Source organism: Achromobacter sp. (assembly GCF_057314935.1).
Genome location: NZ_DBHKZA010000013.1, coordinates 1 through 17130, shown reverse-complemented (window position 1 = coordinate 17130; position 17130 = coordinate 1). Strand labels below are relative to the sequence as shown.

General features: G+C 65.3%; 9 protein-coding genes. 4 read left to right on the top strand and 5 right to left on the bottom strand.

Going from position 1 to position 17130, the window contains the following annotated elements; all coding sequences use genetic code 11:
- Positions 1-20 precede the first annotated feature (20 nt).
- Positions 21-1109, top strand: coding sequence for a sn-glycerol-3-phosphate ABC transporter ATP-binding protein UgpC (locus tag ACO6D5_RS06795; protein WP_315847139.1), 1089 nt, complete (start codon positions 21-23; stop codon positions 1107-1109).
- Between the two features lie 96 nt (positions 1110-1205).
- Here the strand turns inward: ACO6D5_RS06795 and ACO6D5_RS06790 are convergent, their stop codons facing one another.
- From ACO6D5_RS06790 to ACO6D5_RS06770, 5 genes are all read right to left on the bottom strand, one after another.
- The gene (locus ACO6D5_RS06790; RefSeq protein WP_485824966.1) at positions 1206-2108 is read right to left on the bottom strand and encodes a MipA/OmpV family protein; all 903 of its coding nucleotides are present in this window, start codon (positions 2106-2108) and stop codon (positions 1206-1208) included.
- Positions 2109-2189: 81 nt separating this feature from the next.
- Positions 2190-3290 carry a serine hydrolase domain-containing protein gene (locus tag ACO6D5_RS06785; protein ID WP_485824965.1) on the bottom strand — a complete coding sequence of 367 codons (1101 nt, stop codon included), beginning with the start codon at positions 3288-3290 and terminating at the stop codon, positions 2190-2192.
- 141 nt (positions 3291-3431) lie between these two features.
- A complete protein-coding gene (locus tag ACO6D5_RS06780; protein ID WP_315846898.1) occupies positions 3432-4739 on the bottom strand; it encodes an ATP-binding protein in 1308 nt (435 codons plus the stop codon).
- On the bottom strand, positions 4732-5433 hold the full coding sequence (locus tag ACO6D5_RS06775; RefSeq protein WP_315132143.1) for a response regulator: 702 nt from the start codon (positions 5431-5433) through the stop codon (positions 4732-4734). The genes ACO6D5_RS06780 and ACO6D5_RS06775 overlap by 8 nt, the downstream gene beginning before the upstream one ends.
- A 222-nt stretch (positions 5434-5655) precedes the next feature.
- The gene (locus tag ACO6D5_RS06770) at positions 5656-6783 is read right to left on the bottom strand and encodes a branched-chain amino acid ABC transporter substrate-binding protein (protein WP_485824964.1); all 1128 of its coding nucleotides are present in this window, start codon (positions 6781-6783) and stop codon (positions 5656-5658) included.
- A gap of 270 nt (positions 6784-7053) precedes the next feature.
- Between ACO6D5_RS06770 and ACO6D5_RS06765 the strand changes: the two genes are divergently transcribed.
- The 3 genes from ACO6D5_RS06765 to ACO6D5_RS06755 all read left to right on the top strand — a co-directional run.
- A complete protein-coding gene (locus ACO6D5_RS06765) occupies positions 7054-7650 on the top strand; it encodes an alpha/beta hydrolase (RefSeq protein ID WP_315846897.1) in 597 nt (198 codons plus the stop codon).
- 722 nt (positions 7651-8372) lie between these two features.
- Positions 8373-15992 carry an SDR family NAD(P)-dependent oxidoreductase gene (locus ACO6D5_RS06760; RefSeq protein WP_485824963.1) on the top strand — a complete coding sequence of 2540 codons (7620 nt, stop codon included), beginning with the start codon at positions 8373-8375 and terminating at the stop codon, positions 15990-15992.
- 20 nt (positions 15993-16012) lie between these two features.
- Positions 16013-17130: aminotransferase class I/II-fold pyridoxal phosphate-dependent enzyme (locus ACO6D5_RS06755; protein WP_485824962.1), on the top strand; the 1118-nt coding region annotated here is incomplete at its 3' end.

Below are 17130 nucleotides of genomic sequence, written 5' to 3'. Positions count from 1 at the left end.
GACTCCGAACACGAATAAACATGGCTACTCTCAGCTTCCGTAACGTCAAGAAAACCTACGCCGGCAATGTGCCGGTCATCCATGGCATCGACATGGATGTCAAAGACGGTGAATTCATCGTCATCGTCGGCCCGTCGGGCTGCGGCAAATCCACGCTGATGCGCATGGTCGCCGGCCTGGAATCCGTCACCAGCGGCGACATCGTGATCGACGACAAGGTCGTCAACACGCTGGAGCCCGCCGAACGCGATATCGCGATGGTGTTCCAGAACTACGCGCTCTACCCGCACATGACCGTGTTCGAGAACATGGCCTACGGCTTGAAGATCCGCAAGTTCTCCAAGGACGAGATCAAAAAGCGCGTGGACATCGCCGCGCAGATCCTGGAATTGGGCCACCTGCTGGACCGCCGCCCCCGCGCGCTGTCCGGCGGCCAGCGCCAACGCGTCGCCATGGGCCGTGCCATCGTGCGCGAACCCAAGGTTTTCCTGTTCGACGAGCCGCTGTCGAACCTGGACGCCAAGTTGCGCGTGGCAATGCGTCTGGAAATCATGAAGCTGCATCGCCGCCTGGGCACCACCAGCCTGTACGTGACGCACGATCAGGTCGAAGCCATGACCCTGGCCCACCGCATGATCGTCATGTATCAGGGCGTGCCCGAACAGATCGGCACCCCGATGGAAGTGTTCGAAAAGCCCGCATCGACGTTCGTCGCCGGCTTCATCGGCTCGCCCCCGATGAACCTGATGGAAGTCCAGGTGTCCGGCGACGGCACGGTGCAGACCACCGACGGCATGGCGCTGGAGATCTCGCCGCTGCAGGTGCCCGCCCAGGTCCGGGGCCGCAAGGTCATCATGGGCATGCGTCCGGAACACATGCTGCTGAACACGCAAGGCGTGCCGGCGGAAGTCGAAATGGTGGAAACGCTGGGTTCCGAACAACTGGTCCACTGCCGCTGCGGCAAGACCACGCTGGTCGTGCGCTGCACCACCCGCCAGTTGTCCGAGTCGTCCGCCAAGGTGACGGACCGCGTCAACGTGGGTCCGGACGGCCGCCATCCGCTGCACTGGTTCGAGGCCGACACCGGCCGCCGCGTGCAAGGCCTGTAAGCCTTTCTGCGCATCCGGGAAGGAACCGGCGGCCAAGCCGCTTGCCCGGTCCCTTCCCGAACTCGCCGCCTTCCGGCGGCAAGCCCCCTCCCCGACTCAATACGTGTAGGTCACCATCGTTCCGATGGTGTACTGGTTGCGGTCTTTCACGATCGGGCTGTCTGCCGCATCGCCAAATAGCCGCCGCGCCTCGGCCGCGACCGTCCAGGACCAGGACTGGCTGACCGGCAGCGTCCACGTTGCGCCCAGGCCCATGCTTTCCAGGCCACCTTTTGGGTTGTAGCCGCGATAGCCCGATTTCGCCGATTGCCGGTCGCTGACGCCGTACCAGGTGCGCATGTAGTTGCCGTCGCCCAACGTCCCGCTCAACGCCAGCGAGACCACGCCGGCCGAGCCTTCATACACCGTCGTGCTCGCGCCCAGGTTCAACATCGTATAGGCGCTGCCCACATCACGGTCGTCGCCCTTCTTGAACGCGTGCGCCACGGTCGCCGACAGCACGACAGGCCCCAACGCGGTCTCGGCGTCCATGCCGATCTGCGCGCGGCTCTTGATGTCGCCCATGCCGCGCAGCTTGTCCGAACCCTGGAAGCCCTTCTTGTGGTCCTTGCGCGAAGCGCTGGGCGACACATAGAAGCGGAAAGTGCTGTCCAACGCCTGCGTCTCCCAGCCCAGGCCGTGGTCCGTACCCAGGAAGAAACCATTGGGGCTACGCACGCCGAAACCGACGATCGGCACGACGGAACTCTCGTCGCTGCCGCTGTACCGCGGCGCGTAACCCACGCCCGCCGTACCGTAGAACGTCCATTGGCCTTCCGGGCGCTCGTCACCGGTCGCCACCGTCAAACCCCGGGAACTTGCCCCCCGCTGCCCATAAACCGAACTGGCATCCGAGACCGATACCTCGGCGGCAACGGCGGAAAGCGCAGGGAGCGCGGCAAGCAAAGCCATCGCGGCGGCAGAGCGCGGGAAGAACGAAAAAGGGGAAAATCGCTTCATAATGCATCCAGGAAACGAGGTTGATGAACGGTGCAGGCTCCGCGCGCCTGCGGGGCGCAAATTATTGGGTGTTCTCAGGCCCTAGTCGGCGTCCGCGCCTTGCTTGGCCTGCCGCATCAGGTGCATGGCCAGCGTCGATACCGACGCCACCAGAGGCTCGCCCGTATCGGCATTGCTCATGACCAGCACGGCAAGCTTTTCTTGCGGGGCCAGCAGATAACGGGCGTGAAAGGCTTCTGTGGCGCCGCTGTGCTCGTGCAGCGGCGCCTGGCCGACGATATCCTCGCCGCAGGGCGCGGCCAGCCAGGACAGCGCCAGCCGGCAACTCAGGTCCAGGCTGGCGCCGGACACCGTTTCCAGGTTCAGGATGGCTGCGGCGGATTCGTCCTTCAGCACCCGCGCGCCCCGATACATGCCACCGGCGAACAACATGCTGGAGAATCGCGCCATTTCCGAGGTGCTCATCCACAGGCCGTCGGCCGCCTCGTTGGGCTGCGGGCCTTCGATCCAGGGAACGCCACGCCGATATCCTGCCGCCCGCAACTCGAGCATCCGGGGATCCGCCCGGTACCCGGCGCGCGGCATGTTCAGCGGCTGCAGGATCGTGCGCCGCACATAGTCGTCCAGCGGCTCGCGGGCGACATGCGACACCATGTCGCCCAGCAAGGCATAGGCCATGTCGGCGCGGGCGCGGCCCATCGTGTCTTCCAGCGTGGACGGATGCAGGGTCAACAGGTTGCGCGCGGTGTAGGGATCGGCCCCCATCCACTGCATGGCGTTGCCGCGCGGCTCGACATGCCAGTCAGGCAAGGACTGCCCGGCTGGCGCATCCAGCGGCAGACGGCCGTCGTCGGCCGCGCGCAAGACGCCTGCCGCCGTCATGATCTTGCTGATGGCGCCTACCCGGTACAGCGTATCGCTGGTCGCGGTGCGATGCCGCACGGGGTCCGCATAGCCGAAGCCCGTGCTCCAGACGACGCGCTGGTCGTCCACGATGGCGATCGACAGGCCTGGCACGTTGTGCCTGCCCATGTCGTAAGGGATGCGTTCTTCCAGATACCCCAGGACCGCTGCGTAGTCGCCTTTTGCGACGGTGGGCGGCGCCGCCGGCGGCAGATGCTGGCAGCCGCCGGCAGCGGCCAGCAACGACCCGATGGCGACGAGGCGGCTAAGGGAAAACATGGTTCGCGGCAAACCCTCTGACAGGAGAATGCCGCCATGCTATCGACGTACCAGCGCCCGATCTTTCCCGCTTTGTATGGAGTTTGTGAAGATTGGAAGCGCGCTTTGTGAAGTTTCTTTACGCTTGGCGCCAACGCCGCGTCAGACGGCCTTCCAACTGACCACGAAACGCGCGCCCCCCAAGGGGCTGTCGGTGGCCAGCGCCGTGCCGTTATGCCACCGCGCGACCCGGCTCACGATGGCCAGCCCCAGCCCGGTGCCGCCCGTGCCGCGGTCGCGGCTTTCATCCAGGCGGATGAAAGGCTCGAAGATGCGTTCGCGGTCCGCAGGCGGCACGCCCGGACCATCGTCGTCCACCGTCAGCACATATTCTTGCGGCGCCGGACTGGTCAGCCCGACCTGGACGCGACCTCCCGCATGGCGGATGGCGTTCTGCAGCAGATTCAGCAGCGCGCGCGTCATGTAGCGCTGGTGCAGCCGCACTTCGGCCACGTCGCACTGCGACACGACGCAATGCACGCCCGAGACGCCGGCCTCGTACGCCGCGTGCTGGACGACGGAATCCAGCCAGCCGCGGGCGTCCTGCGTCCGCAGCGCGACGTCATCGCTCTTGTGTTCCAGGCGGGCGTACATCAGCAGTTCGGACGCCATGCTGTCCAGTTCCGCCACGTCGCTTTTCATTTCTTCGACCAGCCGCTTGCGCGCTTCGGGGTCAGGTTCGCGATCGATCATGTCCAACTCAAAGGACAAGCGGGCGATCGGTGTGCGCAGTTCGTGCGACACGGCATTGGTCAGGTCGCGCTGGTTGCTGATCAGCGCGCCGATGCGGTCGGACATCTGGTTGAAGGTGTCGCCCAGGTTACGGATGCTGGAATGGCGCGACAACCGCGCCCTTGCCTGCAAGTCGCCCTGCCCCATGCGCTGCGCGGCGGTCGTCAGCGCTTCCAGGTCGCGCCAGATCGGCAGCGCCCACACCAGCATGAACGCGCACAGCAAAAGCCCCAGCGCGGAGTAGATGCTGGCGATCACCCAGGGGCCGATCGGCGGCTCCGGAGGCAGCTTCACTTCAATCCATTGCGCCCCCGGTCCCGGAATGGCGGTCACGAACGTCATCAGCTTGTCGCGCAGGAAAAACCCGCCTTCCGCGATGGTCTTGCGCTCTTCGTCCGTCAGTTGATAGGCGGCGGCCTCGTAGTCGGCGGGATCCAGCACTTTCAACCCCAAGCCGTAATGCGGGGCCAGCGCGTCGCGCACATAATCGGCGCGCGCCCCGGGCTCGACCCGCCCCACTTCCTGGGTCAGGCTGTGGAGTTGCCCCCGAACGGCTTCGCGCGCATACGCCGCATTGACCGGCTCGAAGAAGTAATTCGCGGTCCGATCCACCACTTCATTGGAGATGACGAAACCGATCGCCATCACCACGAAGAGCCGCAGGACGAACTTAAGCATCGCCGCCCTCGTGCGCCTTGGGCGAGAACAGATAGCCCTTGCCCCACACGGTCTTGATGCGCGCGGGATCGCGCGGATCGTCGTCCAGCTTGCGGCGCAGCTTGCTGACGCAGACGTCCACGCTGCGGTCCAGCCCGTTGAATTCAATGCCGCGCACGGCATTCAACAGGTCGTCGCGCGTCAGCACCTGGCCGGCCTGGCTGGCCAGCGCCCAGAGCATTTCAAATTCCATCGTCGTCAAATCGACTTCGACGCCGGCGTGGACGACGGCGCGCGTGCGCCGGTCGATGGTCAGCGGCCCGAACTCCAGATGCTCCGGCGGCTCGTCCAGCTGGTTGTGGCGGCGCATCAGCGCGCGGATCCGCGCCAGCAGCACGCGGGGCTCGACGGGCTTGATGACGTAATCGTCGGCGCCGGACTCCAGTCCCAGGATCTGATCCAGATCGTCCTCGCGCGCGGTCAGCATCAGAATGGGTGCGGACGAGAACGCACGCAGGTCGCGGCACACCTGCAGGCCATCCCGGCCCGGCAGCATCAGGTCCAGGATGGTGATCGCCGGATCATGGCGGCGGAACGCTTCCACCGCGTGGTCGCCGCGGTAGGCCTGGGCGACGTTGAACCCGTGTTGCTCCAGGAACTGCGCGATCAGGCGCGACAGCTTGGGATCGTCTTCAACTAGTAGGGCCTTGGTCATAATGTGCGGACAAGAGTAGGTCTAGGGGGCCGCCGCGTGTTCGCGGGCGGTGGTCCGGCCGTTCGACACCGCGGTGGCGGTCCGGTTCCCGGCGGGTGGCGCTCAAATGCAAAAACCGGGCCGGAAGTCTGTGGCTTCCGGCCCGGTGGTCATGCGGACGCTTGCGGGTCCGCATCCGATGCCGCGGGCGATAGGGCCGACGACCCCAGGCCCGCTCGTGCATCACTTATAGACGGTCTTGGAACCATCCTTGTGCCAGGTGAACACGTCGAACGAGAAGTTCGTCAGGTCGCCTTGCTTGTTCCACGACACCTTGCCGATCGGCGTATCGAAGGAATTGGCGTGCAGATACTTGGCGACCTTGGTCGGGTCGTCCGAGCCCGCGCCCTTGATGCCGTCCGCGATGACCTGGGTGGCCGTGTAGGCCGTCATCTGGAAGGCGCCACCGGCGTTGCGCTTCTTGGCTTCGAACGCCTTGACGACGTCGGCGTTGGCGGCGTTCTGGGTGAAATCGGCGGGCAGCGTCACCAACATGCCTTCGACGGCGTCGCCGGCGATGGCGTTGATGTCGGGGTTACCCGCGCCTTCCGGACCCATCCACTTGGCCTTCACGCCTTGCTCGGCGGCCTGGCGCAGCAGCAAGCCCATTTCGGGGTGGTAGCCGCCGTAGTAGACGAAATCGACGCCTTGGCTCTTCAGCTTGGTGATCACGGCCGAATAATCGCTGTCGCCGGCATTGATGCCTTCGAACACCGCGACCGGCACGCCGCCCTTTTCCAGATCGTTCTTGACGGCCGTGGCGATGCCCTGGCCATACGACTGCTTGTCGTGCAGCACGGCCGCCTTCTTCGGCTTGATCTTCTCGAGCACGAACTTGGCGGCGGCGGGGCCTTGCTGGTCGTCGCGGCCGATCGTGCGGAAGATGAACTCGTAGTTCTTGCCGTCCGTCAGCGCGGGGGCCGTGGCCGACGGCGTCACCATGACGACGCCTTCATTGTTGTAGATGTCCGCGGCGGCGATGGTGGCGCCCGAGCAGACGTGGCCCACCACGAATCCGATCTTGCTGTTGACGACGCGGTTGGCGGCAACCGGACCCTGCTTGGGTTCGCAGCCGTCGTCGATGACCACGGTTTCGAGCTTCTTGCCGTTCACGCCGCCAGCGGCGTTGATGCGTTCGACAGCGGTGTCGACGCCTTCACGGACCATGTCGCCATACTGGGTGACGGCGCCGGTGGTGGGGCCGACAACGCCGATCTTGATCGTTTGCGCTTGCGCTCCCGCCGCAAACGTCAGGCCAGCGGCGACTCCCAGCGCCGCGATGACCGGGGTCAGACGAAATACTGGCTTCATGAGTGGACTCCTCTAATCGCTTGTAATCGTTGGTTTTTGAACCGGGCGGACGCCGGATACCGATGTGGTCACGCCCCGTTACTGTGCATGTGCACGGCAAGCATACACTGAAAAAACCCCGCTTTTGGAGCCCATCCGGCCCGACTTCCGGTGCGCCGCGGGCACCTGGGTGCCGCATCCCGCGCAGGCGCCGCTTTATACCCCGCACCATATATGCAATAGACGATTTATTCGTTTGAGTTACTAGGGGGGCGCGGCATCATGGCCGCCATGAGACTCCAACCGATCATCGTCCCCGGATGGAAAAACTCCGGACCGGACCACTGGCAATCACGCTGGGCGACCCTGCTGCCCCACGCCGTGCGTATCCAGCAGCGCGACTGGGAAAACCCGGCCGCGCCTGAATGGATTTCCACGCTGGCCGCCGAAGTCGACCAGGCCCGCAGCCCGGTGCTGCTGATCGCCCACAGCCTGGGCTGCCTGATCAGCGCGGCCCTGCCCGTCCCCCTGCGGGCCAAGGTCGCCGGGGCACTGCTTGTCGCGCCTGCCGATGTGGAACGCCCCGATGCGCCCGATTGCTTGCGCGGCTTCGCCCCGATTCCGCGCCAACCTTTGCCGTTCCAAAGCGTGGTCATCGCCAGCGACAACGATCCTTACTGCCGCCTTGAGCGTGCGCGGGCCTTCGCGCAGGACTGGGGCAGCCGCGTCGTCGTGCTTCCCGGCGCCGGCCACATCAACGCCGAAAGCGGCTTGGCCGACTGGCCGCAAGGGCTGAAGATATTCGGCGCATTGCGCCGTCGCGCGTCGTGGCGCATCCCCACCCCGGCCAAGCGGATTCCGCCCGTGCCGGCCTGCGGCGTGTCCTGATCCCCCGATAAGCTTGCCGCACAATCCCGCGCACCATCCGGTGCGCTTTTTTTTCGCCACATCCGGCGGGCATTCAGACTGGGTTTAGTCAGATTTTTGGGTGCTTATTATCTGATTCTTGCAAGTTTTGCAGGGCACAACAGGAAAGGCCGCGATTTTCGTCGTGCTTGAATTGTTTTGATTAATATTGCCCAACCTTAGTTACATCTGGTTGATATCCTACGGCCCCAGATGCTGAAGACAGCAAAATGAAAGCACGGAGGCCGGTGTTTCGCGGGCTAAGGGTGGTTACGCCCTTGCGCGTCAATTCGGCTAACGATCGGGCATACGGTAAAATCGGCAAGTTTTAAATCAATTTGTTTCGGCAAACGTACCCCAAAGGCGCCCCTTCATCCACGGATGAGGCCGAGAACGCGTCGGTGCACCGGATAACAGAACAATCAAGTAATGGGCTTAACAAAAATTTACAGGGCGCGCCGGCAGCAGCGCCAATGCAGCGTACAGGTCAAGGGGGCCATCCCGGCGATGGCAGCGACAGGGAGAACCACCACATCGGGCCGTATCGGCCGCACTTGATCGTCGGGCGCGGATTCGCGCTGATCTGATCTCGAGGCGTCCGGAGATACCGGCACAAGGCCGTTACAGGCCCTATTCCCCCCCCTGCGGTTTGACCGCATTCTCATACACCACGTCGCGACTCGACGGGGCTAGAAGGACACTGCATGGCTAAGCGCGTTGCCGTCATCGGACTATCGTTCCGATTCCCCAGCACCACTGTAGACGGCTACTGGCCAGCGCTGCTGGAAGGCCGCGACCTTGTGTCCCGCGTTGCCGAAGACCGCTGGTCCGCCGACACTTACCTGCACCCGGCCAAGGACCACCCTGGCACGGCGTATACCTTCGCCGCCGGCTCCATCGGCGACATCGCCGGTTTCGACGCCGGCTTCTTCGGCATTTCCCCGCGCGAAGCCGCCCTCATGGACCCCCAGCAACGCCTGCTGCTGGAAATGAGCTGGGAGGCCATGGAGCAAGCGGGCGTGCGCCCCTCTGCCCTGCGCGGCACCGATTGCGGCGTATATATAGGTATCGCCAGTTCCGACTATGCCTATCGCCTGGCCGAAGACCTGAACGCCGTCGACGCATCGATGGCGACGGGCAATACCGCCAGCATCGCCGCGAACCGCCTGTCGTACTTTTTCGACTTGCGCGGGCCGAGCATCGCTATGGATACCGCGTGCTCGTCATCGCTGGTCGCATTCCACCAGGCTTGCCGCAGCATCATCTCCGGCGAGTGCAGCCAAGCCCTCGCAGGAGGCGTGAGTCTGCATCTGCACCCTTACGGTTTCATTACATTCTCCAAGGCATCGATGCTGTCGCCGCGCGGCCGCTGCAATGTCTTTGACGCCGCGGGCGACGGCTACGTCCGCTCGGAAGGCGGCGGCATTTTCCTGCTGAAGGATTATGACCAGGCCGTTGCCGACGGCGACAACATCCTGGCCGTCGTGGCCGGATCGGCCGTCAACACCGACGGCCGCAAGTCGGGCCTGACGGTGCCCAGCGCCGACGCGCAAGCCACGCTGATGCGCCAGGCCTATGAACAGGCAGGCATTTCGCCCGCCGATATCGATTACCTGGAAGCGCACGGCACGGGCACCGCCGTCGGCGACCCCATCGAAACGCGCGCCATCGGCGCCGCCCTGGCGCAGCAGCGCGGCAAAGACGCGCCGTTGCCCATCGGATCGGTCAAGAGCAATCTGGGCCACCTGGAAGCCGCGTCCGGCGTGGCGGGCCTGGTCAAGGCGATGTATGTGCTGCGCCATCGGGTGGTGCCGGCCACCATCGGCATCAAGACGCTCAATCCCAAGATCGAATTCCAGAACTGGAACCTGGACGTCGTCACCCAGAACCGCAAATTGCGCCAGACGGGCAAGCTCGTCGTGGGTGTGAACTCGTTCGGTTTCGGCGGGGCCAATGCCCACGTGATCCTGGAGAGCGCCCCGCCGCGCAGCCCCGCCGCCGAAGGCAAGATGGCCAAGACCGCGCCGATCCCGGTGCTGGTGTCGGGCAAGACGCCCCAGGCCCTGAAAGCCGCGGCACGCCAGATGGCGGAAGTCCTGCGCGGGCAACCCGCCAAATTTCTGTACAACGCCGCCTATCATGCCGCGATGCGGCGCGACTGGCACACGGAACGCGCCGTCGTCTTCGGCACCCATTGCAATACCATCGCCGACCAGCTCCAGCAGTTCGCCGACGAAGCCGAATCCAAACCGGACGTGACCGTCGGCACGGCGCTGAACCACGCTTGCGGGCCCGTCATGGTCTATTCGGGCAATGGCTCGCAATGGGCCAATATGGGCCGCCGCCTCTTGGCAGACCCGGTTTTCGCCACCGCCATCGACGAAGTCGACGCCCTGTTCTCGCAGTACGCCGACTTCTCGTTGCACAAGGAATTGGCCGGCGAAAACGGCGACGACCGCTACGAACGCACCGAAATCGGCCAGCCCGCGCTGTTCGCGCTGCAAGTCGGCATCACGCGCATGCTGGCGCAACGCGGCGTCGTGCCCACAGCCGTGATCGGGCACAGCGTCGGCGAAGTGGCCGCCGCCTGGGCCTGCGGCGCCCTGAGTCTGCCGGACGCCGTCTGCGTCATCTTCCAGCGCAGCCGCCTGCAAGGCGAAACCAAGGGTCAGGGGCGCATGACGGCTGTCGGCATCAGCGGAGAAGAAGCGCTGGCGCTGATCGCCGAACACCATCTGGGCGACCGCGTTTGCGTAGCCGGCTTCAACAGTAGCCGCGGCGCGACCGTGGCGGGCTCGCCCGACGCCCTGAGCGTGCTTGAGGCGGCACTGGCCGAACAAGCGCTTTTCTTCCGGCGCCTGGATCTGGACTATGCCTTCCACAGCCCCGCAATGGATCCCATCGAATCGGGCATCCGCGAAGCGCTGGCCGGCATTCAGCCGGGTACGACCCACGTCCCCTTCTATTCCACCGTCACCGGCGCGCCGTTGGACGGCACTGCGCTGACCGCCGACTACTGGTGGCGCAACGTGCGCGAACCGGTGCGCTTCGAACAAGCCGCCAACCGGCTGGCGGCCGAAGGCAACAACATTTTTGTCGAGATCGGCCCGCACCCGTTGCTGCGTTCGTACTTGAACGACACGCTCAAGACCGCAGACATGCACGGCCGTGTGCTCAGCACCGCCACGCGCGGCGGAGACGATCCCGAAAAGATCTGGACCGCGGCTGGACAAGTCATTGCCAGCGGCGGCCACCTCGACCTGCAATCGCTCTTCCCCTGGGAAGGAACGGCGGTCGACCTGCCGACGTATCCCTGGCAGCGCGAACGCCATTGGCATCCCACCACGCCTGAATCGCTTGGCCTGCTGTCGCGCCGCCATGTTCACCCGCTGCTGGGTTATGCCCTGCAGCAGCATGAAAACACCTGGCAAAACCAGCTGGACACCCAGTCCCACCCCTCGCTGGCCGATCACGTCGTCGGCGACGCAGTAGTTTTTCCCGGCACAGGCTTCGCCGAGATCGCCCTGGCCGCGGCGCTGCAATGGCAGGATGGCGATTGCGCCGAGCTGGAAGAGCTGGAAATCCACGCCCCGTTGCTGCTGAACGCGGCGCCCAGCAAGCTGACGCGCCTGCTGCTGGATGACGCCGACGGCCGGTTCCGCATCACCGCCCGCGATAGCAACAGCACCGAGCCGTGGGTCACACACGCCAGCGGCCGTCTGCTGCGCGAAGCCCGTCCGGTGCGCTTGACTCAAGCCAACCTGTCCCTGCCGGACCGTGCCCCCGACTTCACCGGCGACACCCACAACGCCCTGACGCGTGCGGTGGGCCTGGACTACGGGCCCGCATTCCAAGCGGTGTCGCACGGTTGGATGGAATCGGACACGAGCGTCTTGGCCGTCTTGAAAGCCGACCCGTGCATTGAAAGCGAACTTGGCGCCACGCATCTGCATCCCGCCCTGCTGGATTGCGCCTTCCAGCTGATCATCCAACTGCTGCGCAATGACCCAGCCATGGGTCAGGGTATCGCTTTCGTGCCCGCCAAGATCGGACGCTTGAGCCTGCGGGCGCATGCTGGCCAGCCCGCCGCCGCGCGCGTGCGGCTGGAACGCCGCGCGCCGCACTCGCTGACCGCCAGTTTCGAACTCTACAACGCCGCCGGCGAGCAGATCGCCGCCGTCGAACAGGCGCGGTTCCGCAGCATCCGACTGCGCAAACCAGCCGCGGACCACCTCAATTTCCTGGATGTCGCCGCGACGCCGCGTCCGCACACGCCGTTTGGCCCCTCAGCCCTGGACCTCGCCGCGTTGCGCGCCGCCTTGGCGGAAGCCGTCGCGGATTGCGTCGCAGATGGCGCCCACGCGCGCTATGCCGCGGAGGTCGATCCGCTGCTGGAAAGCCTTTGCGACGGCTTTTCGGTGGACGCCCTGCGCCAGCTTGCGCCGGACGGCCGGCTCGTACCGCACGCCCTGATCCTCGAACTGTGCCGCTATGCGCCCGACTCCGCGCTGCTGCTGCAACACACCATCGCACGCGTGACGGCTGCGGGCTACGCCGAAGCCACCCCAGCGGGCGTCCATGTTCCCGCTCCGGACGACAACGACAGCGGCACTACGGACATCTGGAACACGCTGCTGCGCGAGTATCCGGACTACGCCCAGATCGTCCACGCGGTGGGCCGCGTCGGCCTGCACCTGCCCGCCTTGCTGCGCGGCGAAGCGACGCTGGACGCGGTCTGCCCGCGCGCGAGCACGCCGGCCTCCATCGGCCGCAGCGCCCTGGGCGCCGCCAGCGGCCAACGCCTGGGCACCGCCTTGCGGGCGGTGCTGGCACAAGCACAAGCCATTCGCCTCCCCGGGCAACGCCTGGCGATCATGGAAGTGGGCCAAGCCGCGCCGCTGTTCGCATTCAGCTGCTGCGACGCGCTGGACTTCAACGTGGCGGACTACTGTTACGCGTCGAGCGATCCGGATGTGCTGGACCACGTCATTCATCAACAGGCCGAACGTTATCCGAACGCCCGCACCGAACTCATCGGCGAAGGCGGTGTGGCGCCGACGGCCTTATGCGACCTGGCGATCTTCCACTGCGAATTCGACACCCTGGAAGCGGCCCGCGCGGCCTTGCGCCATGCGCGAGCCAGCCTGAGGGCGGACGGCGTCTTGCTGGTCTGCGGTGCGCACCCCGCCGCCTGGGGCGACTTCGTTTTTGGTGGTCGCCAGAAATGGTGGCAAACCAGCGAAGGCGGCGAACAGCTGTCCACCCAACAACCCGTCGGCTTCTGGCAGGATGAGCTCCAGTCGCTGGGATTCCTGTGCGACAGTCCGCTTGAATTTTCCGAATCGTTCGCCAGCGGCGCCTATCTGCTGACCGCCCGACTGGACGGCGTGCAAGACACGGACGCCATGCCCGATGCGGACGCCGCCAGCACCCCGGCGAACTGGCTGATCCTGGCCGATCGTAATCCCGAGCACGGCGCAGGATTGGCGCAATCGCTGGAAGCCAAGCTGAAAGCCGCTGGCCACCACGCTCGCCTGGCAATCCAGACCGGTCCGGAAGAACTGGACGGCTTGCTGCGCAACGGCGCCACCGGCCCCGTCAACCACGTCGTCCATCTGGACGGCTTGGCGTGGGCGGATGCACACCAGACGCCTGAGGAACTGCTCGCCTTGCAAACCCGGCGCTGCGCAGCTGCAGCCGCGGTCATCCAGGCCTGCGAACGGACGCAGACGGCCGCGACCTTCTGGCTGGTCACCGCCGACGCGGTGCAGTACCTGCGTCCGGCGCCTCAGGCGCCTGCAGGGATGCACGCGCTGAACGACGCCGCCCTGTGGGGTTACGGCCGCACGCTTGCCAATGAGGCCTCCAATTTCCGCATCCGCATGGTTGACTTGCCGCTGGCTCACGCCGGCGCGCTGGCCGACGCGCTGGTCCGTGAATTGACCTGCGTGGATGGCGAAGACGAAATCATCCTCGACGAAAACGGCGCGCGCTATGCGCCGCGCTTGCGCCACGCCCCTCGCCCAGCGCCGACTTCGGCTGACATCAGCACGTCGCAAGCGGTGCGCCTGGGGTTCGAATTCCCCGGCCAACTGCGCAACCTGCGTTGGGAGTCGTGCCCGGCCCCCACGCCGGCCGACGACGAGCTGGAAGTCCGCATTGAAGCCACCGGCCTGAACTTCCGCGACGTCATGTACGCGCTTGGCCTGCTGTCCGACGAGGCGATCGAGAACGGCTTTGCCGGCCCGACGCTAGGCCTGGAATTCTCGGGCACGGTGATCCGGGTCGGGTCGGACGTGGATGGCTACGCCGTAGGCGATGCCGTCGTGGGCTTCGGACCTGCCAGCTTCGGCAACCGCGTACTGACCAAGCCCAGCGCCATTTCGCACATCCCCGACGGTTTCTCGTTCGAAGCCGCCGCAACCATCCCCAGCACCTTCTTCACGGTCTACTACGCGCTGCACCATCTGGCGCGCCTGGAGGAAGGCGAGAAGATCCTGATCCACGGCGCCGCCGGCGGCGTCGGCATCGCCGCCATCCAGTTCGCGCAATGGCTGGGCGCGGACATCTATGCCACGGCCGGTTCCGACGAAAAGCGCGACTTGCTGCGCCTGCTGGGCGTGCGCCATATCTATGATTCGCGCTCGTTGTCCTACGCCGACGACATCCTGGCAGACACCGGCGGCCGCGGCGTCGACGTCGTGCTGAACTCGCTGGCCGGCGAAGCCATCAACCGCAATCTGCGCGTGCTCAAGCCGTTCGGCCGCTTCCTCGAATTGGGCAAGCGCGACTTCTACGAAAACACCCGCATCGGCCTGCGTCCGTTCCGCAACAACATCAGCTACTTCGGCATCGACGCCGATCAATTGATGAACGAGCGCCCGGACCTGACCCAACGCCTGTTCGGCCAGATGATGGCGCTGTTCCGCCAAGGCGCGCTTCACCCGCTGCCCTATTCCGTCTTCGACGCGAACGACATCGTCGACGCCTTCCGCTACATGCAGCAGGCTCGCCAGATCGGCAAGATCGTCGTCACGTACCGCAACGGCATCAGCGGCGTGCATGCGCCGGCTGCCCACACGGCACCCGGCCTGACGCTGCCCGCCGACGCGACCTACCTGGTCACCGGTGGATTGGGCGGATTCGGTCTGCGCACGGCCCAGTGGCTGGCCGACAAGGGCGCCCGCAACCTGATCCTGATCAGCCGTAGCGGCCCCTCAAGCGACGCTGCGCAAGCCGCGCTATCGGCCTTCGAAGCGCAAGGCGTGCGCGTCCACGCGGCTGCCTGCGACGTAACGGACCGCGCCGCGTTGGCCCGTCTGCTTGCCGAAACCGCGGGCACGATGCCGCCCCTGAAGGGCATCGTCCATGCTGCAGTCGTCATCGACGACGGCCTGGCGCGCAGCGCCACCCCCGAGCAGATCGAACGGACGCTTGCCGCCAAGGTGCTGGGCGCCCAGCACCTGCACGAGCTGACCCGCGCCCTGCCGCTGGATCTCTTCATTTTCTATTCGTCGGCCACGACCTTGTTCGGCAACCCCGGCCAAAGCAACTACGTGGCCGCCAATGCCTGGCTCGAGCGCCTGGCCGCGCAACGCCGCGCGGAAGGCCTGCCCGCCACGTGCGTGCGCTGGGGCGCCATCGACGACGTTGGTTTCCTGGCCCGCAACCAAAAAATCAAGGACGCGCTGCAAGGCCGCATGGGTGGTGGCGCACTGGCCTCGCAAGTCGCCCTGGACGCACTGGAAGACATGCTGGTCGCCGATGTTTCAGGACTCGGTGTCCTGGAACTGGATTGGCGCGCACTCAGCCGCTTCCTGCCCTCCGCGAATCTTCCCAAGTTCTCGGAAATCGCTCGCCAGGCTGGCGACACCGGCGATGACGACGGTGGCGCGAACGACATTGCGCACCTGATCGCCACGCTGGACGATGCCGCGCTGCATGAACGCTTCACCGAAATGCTCAAGGCCGAGATCGGCGAAATCCTGCGCGTGTCTCCCGACAAGATTGAAGCGACCCGCTCGGTCTATGACATGGGCCTGGACTCGCTGATGGGTGTTGAATTGGTGGTGGCGCTGGAGAACCGCTTCGGCATCCGCCTGCCGGTGATGGCGCTTAGCGAAAGCCCCACCCCTGCCAAGCTGGCCGAACGGCTGGTGTTGTTGTTGCGTGACGAACACGATGAGCAAGGCGATGCCGTTACCGCGACCGTTCAACAGGTCGTCGCAAGCCACGCCGCAGAAGTCGGGTCCAGCTCCGTGTCGGATTTCGTTGAAGAGATCAAGATGAACGGCAGCCTTCCCATGCAACGCATGATCCAGTAGGTCGGAATTAATTGAGCACCATGAAGAAGTTGCCGGGCCTTGCGGCCGGCATCAAAGACAAGCTGATCCAGCAAGCCTTGGAGCGCAAGCTGCGCCAGGCCGCCTCACCCGGCGGCCTGGCGCCCGCGCGTCCCGCCGAAAAGAAAGCCGAGGTCCCCGAGGAACACTACCGGTTCCACCTGCATCCCGGCTATCAGCAATTGCGCATCATCAACGATGGCGCCAAGCGGCTCGGCGTGAAGAACCCTTTCTTCAAGCTGCACGAAGGCACCGCTGGCGCGGACACGCAGATCGGTGGCCGCGAGTTCATCAATTACGCCAGCTACAACTACCTGAACATGTCGGGCGACCCAGCGGTCACTGCGGCTGCCAAGGCCGCGATCGACCGCTACGGCACGTCGGTATCCGCCAGCCGCCTGGTCTCGGGTGAACGTCCCGTGCACCGAGAGCTGGAGGTGGAAATCGCCGCGCTGTACGGCGTGGACGACGCGATCACTTTCGTCAGCGGCCACGCCACCAACGTCTCGACCATCGGCTACCTGTTCGGTCCCCGCGACCTGGTCCTGCATGACGAACTGATCCACAACAGCGTCCTGCAAGGCATCCAGTTGTCCGGCGCCCGCCGCCTGCCCTTCCCCCATAACGACTGGGAAGCGCTGGACACCATCCTGAACGAACAGCGCCACCAGTTCGAACGCGTGCTGATCGTCCTGGAAGGCATTTACAGCATGGACGGCGATTATCCCGACCTGCCGCGTTTCATTGAAATCAAGCAACGCCATCGTGCGTTCCTGATGATCGACGAAGCGCATTCCCTGGGCGTCATGGGTGCGCGCGGCTATGGCATCCGCGAACACTTCGGCGTGGATGGCAAGGACGTGGATATCTGGATGGGCACGCTGAGCAAGACGCTGGCGGGTTGCGGGGGATATATCGCGGGAGAGACGGCGCTGGTGGAGCATTTGAAGTTCCTGGCGCCGGGGTTTCTGTATAGCGTCGGGATGCCGCCGAGCGTCGCCGCCGCATCGTTGGCGGCGCTGCGCCGGATGAAGGAACTGCCGGATCGCGTGGCGACCTTGCAGGCACGGGGAAAGTACTTCCTGGAGCAGGCGAAGGCCGCGGGGATTGATACCGGGAC

What these genes read in the sequence shown, in the direction of transcription:
- ACO6D5_RS06795 (WP_315847139.1), top strand. Translation starts at nt 21, where the DNA reads ATGGCTACTCTCAGCTTCCGTAACGTCAAGAAAACCTACGCCGGCAAT.
- ACO6D5_RS06790 (WP_485824966.1), bottom strand. Translation starts at nt 2,108, where the DNA reads ATGAAGCGATTTTCCCCTTTTTCGTTCTTCCCGCGCTCTGCCGCCGCG.
- ACO6D5_RS06785 (WP_485824965.1), bottom strand. Translation starts at nt 3,290, where the DNA reads ATGTTTTCCCTTAGCCGCCTCGTCGCCATCGGGTCGTTGCTGGCCGCT.
- ACO6D5_RS06780 (WP_315846898.1), bottom strand. Translation starts at nt 4,739, where the DNA reads ATGCTTAAGTTCGTCCTGCGGCTCTTCGTGGTGATGGCGATCGGTTTC.
- ACO6D5_RS06775 (WP_315132143.1), bottom strand. Translation starts at nt 5,433, where the DNA reads ATGACCAAGGCCCTACTAGTTGAAGACGATCCCAAGCTGTCGCGCCTG.
- ACO6D5_RS06770 (WP_485824964.1), bottom strand. Translation starts at nt 6,783, where the DNA reads ATGAAGCCAGTATTTCGTCTGACCCCGGTCATCGCGGCGCTGGGAGTC.
- ACO6D5_RS06765 (WP_315846897.1), top strand. Translation starts at nt 7,054, where the DNA reads ATGAGACTCCAACCGATCATCGTCCCCGGATGGAAAAACTCCGGACCG.
- ACO6D5_RS06760 (WP_485824963.1), top strand. Translation starts at nt 8,373, where the DNA reads ATGGCTAAGCGCGTTGCCGTCATCGGACTATCGTTCCGATTCCCCAGC.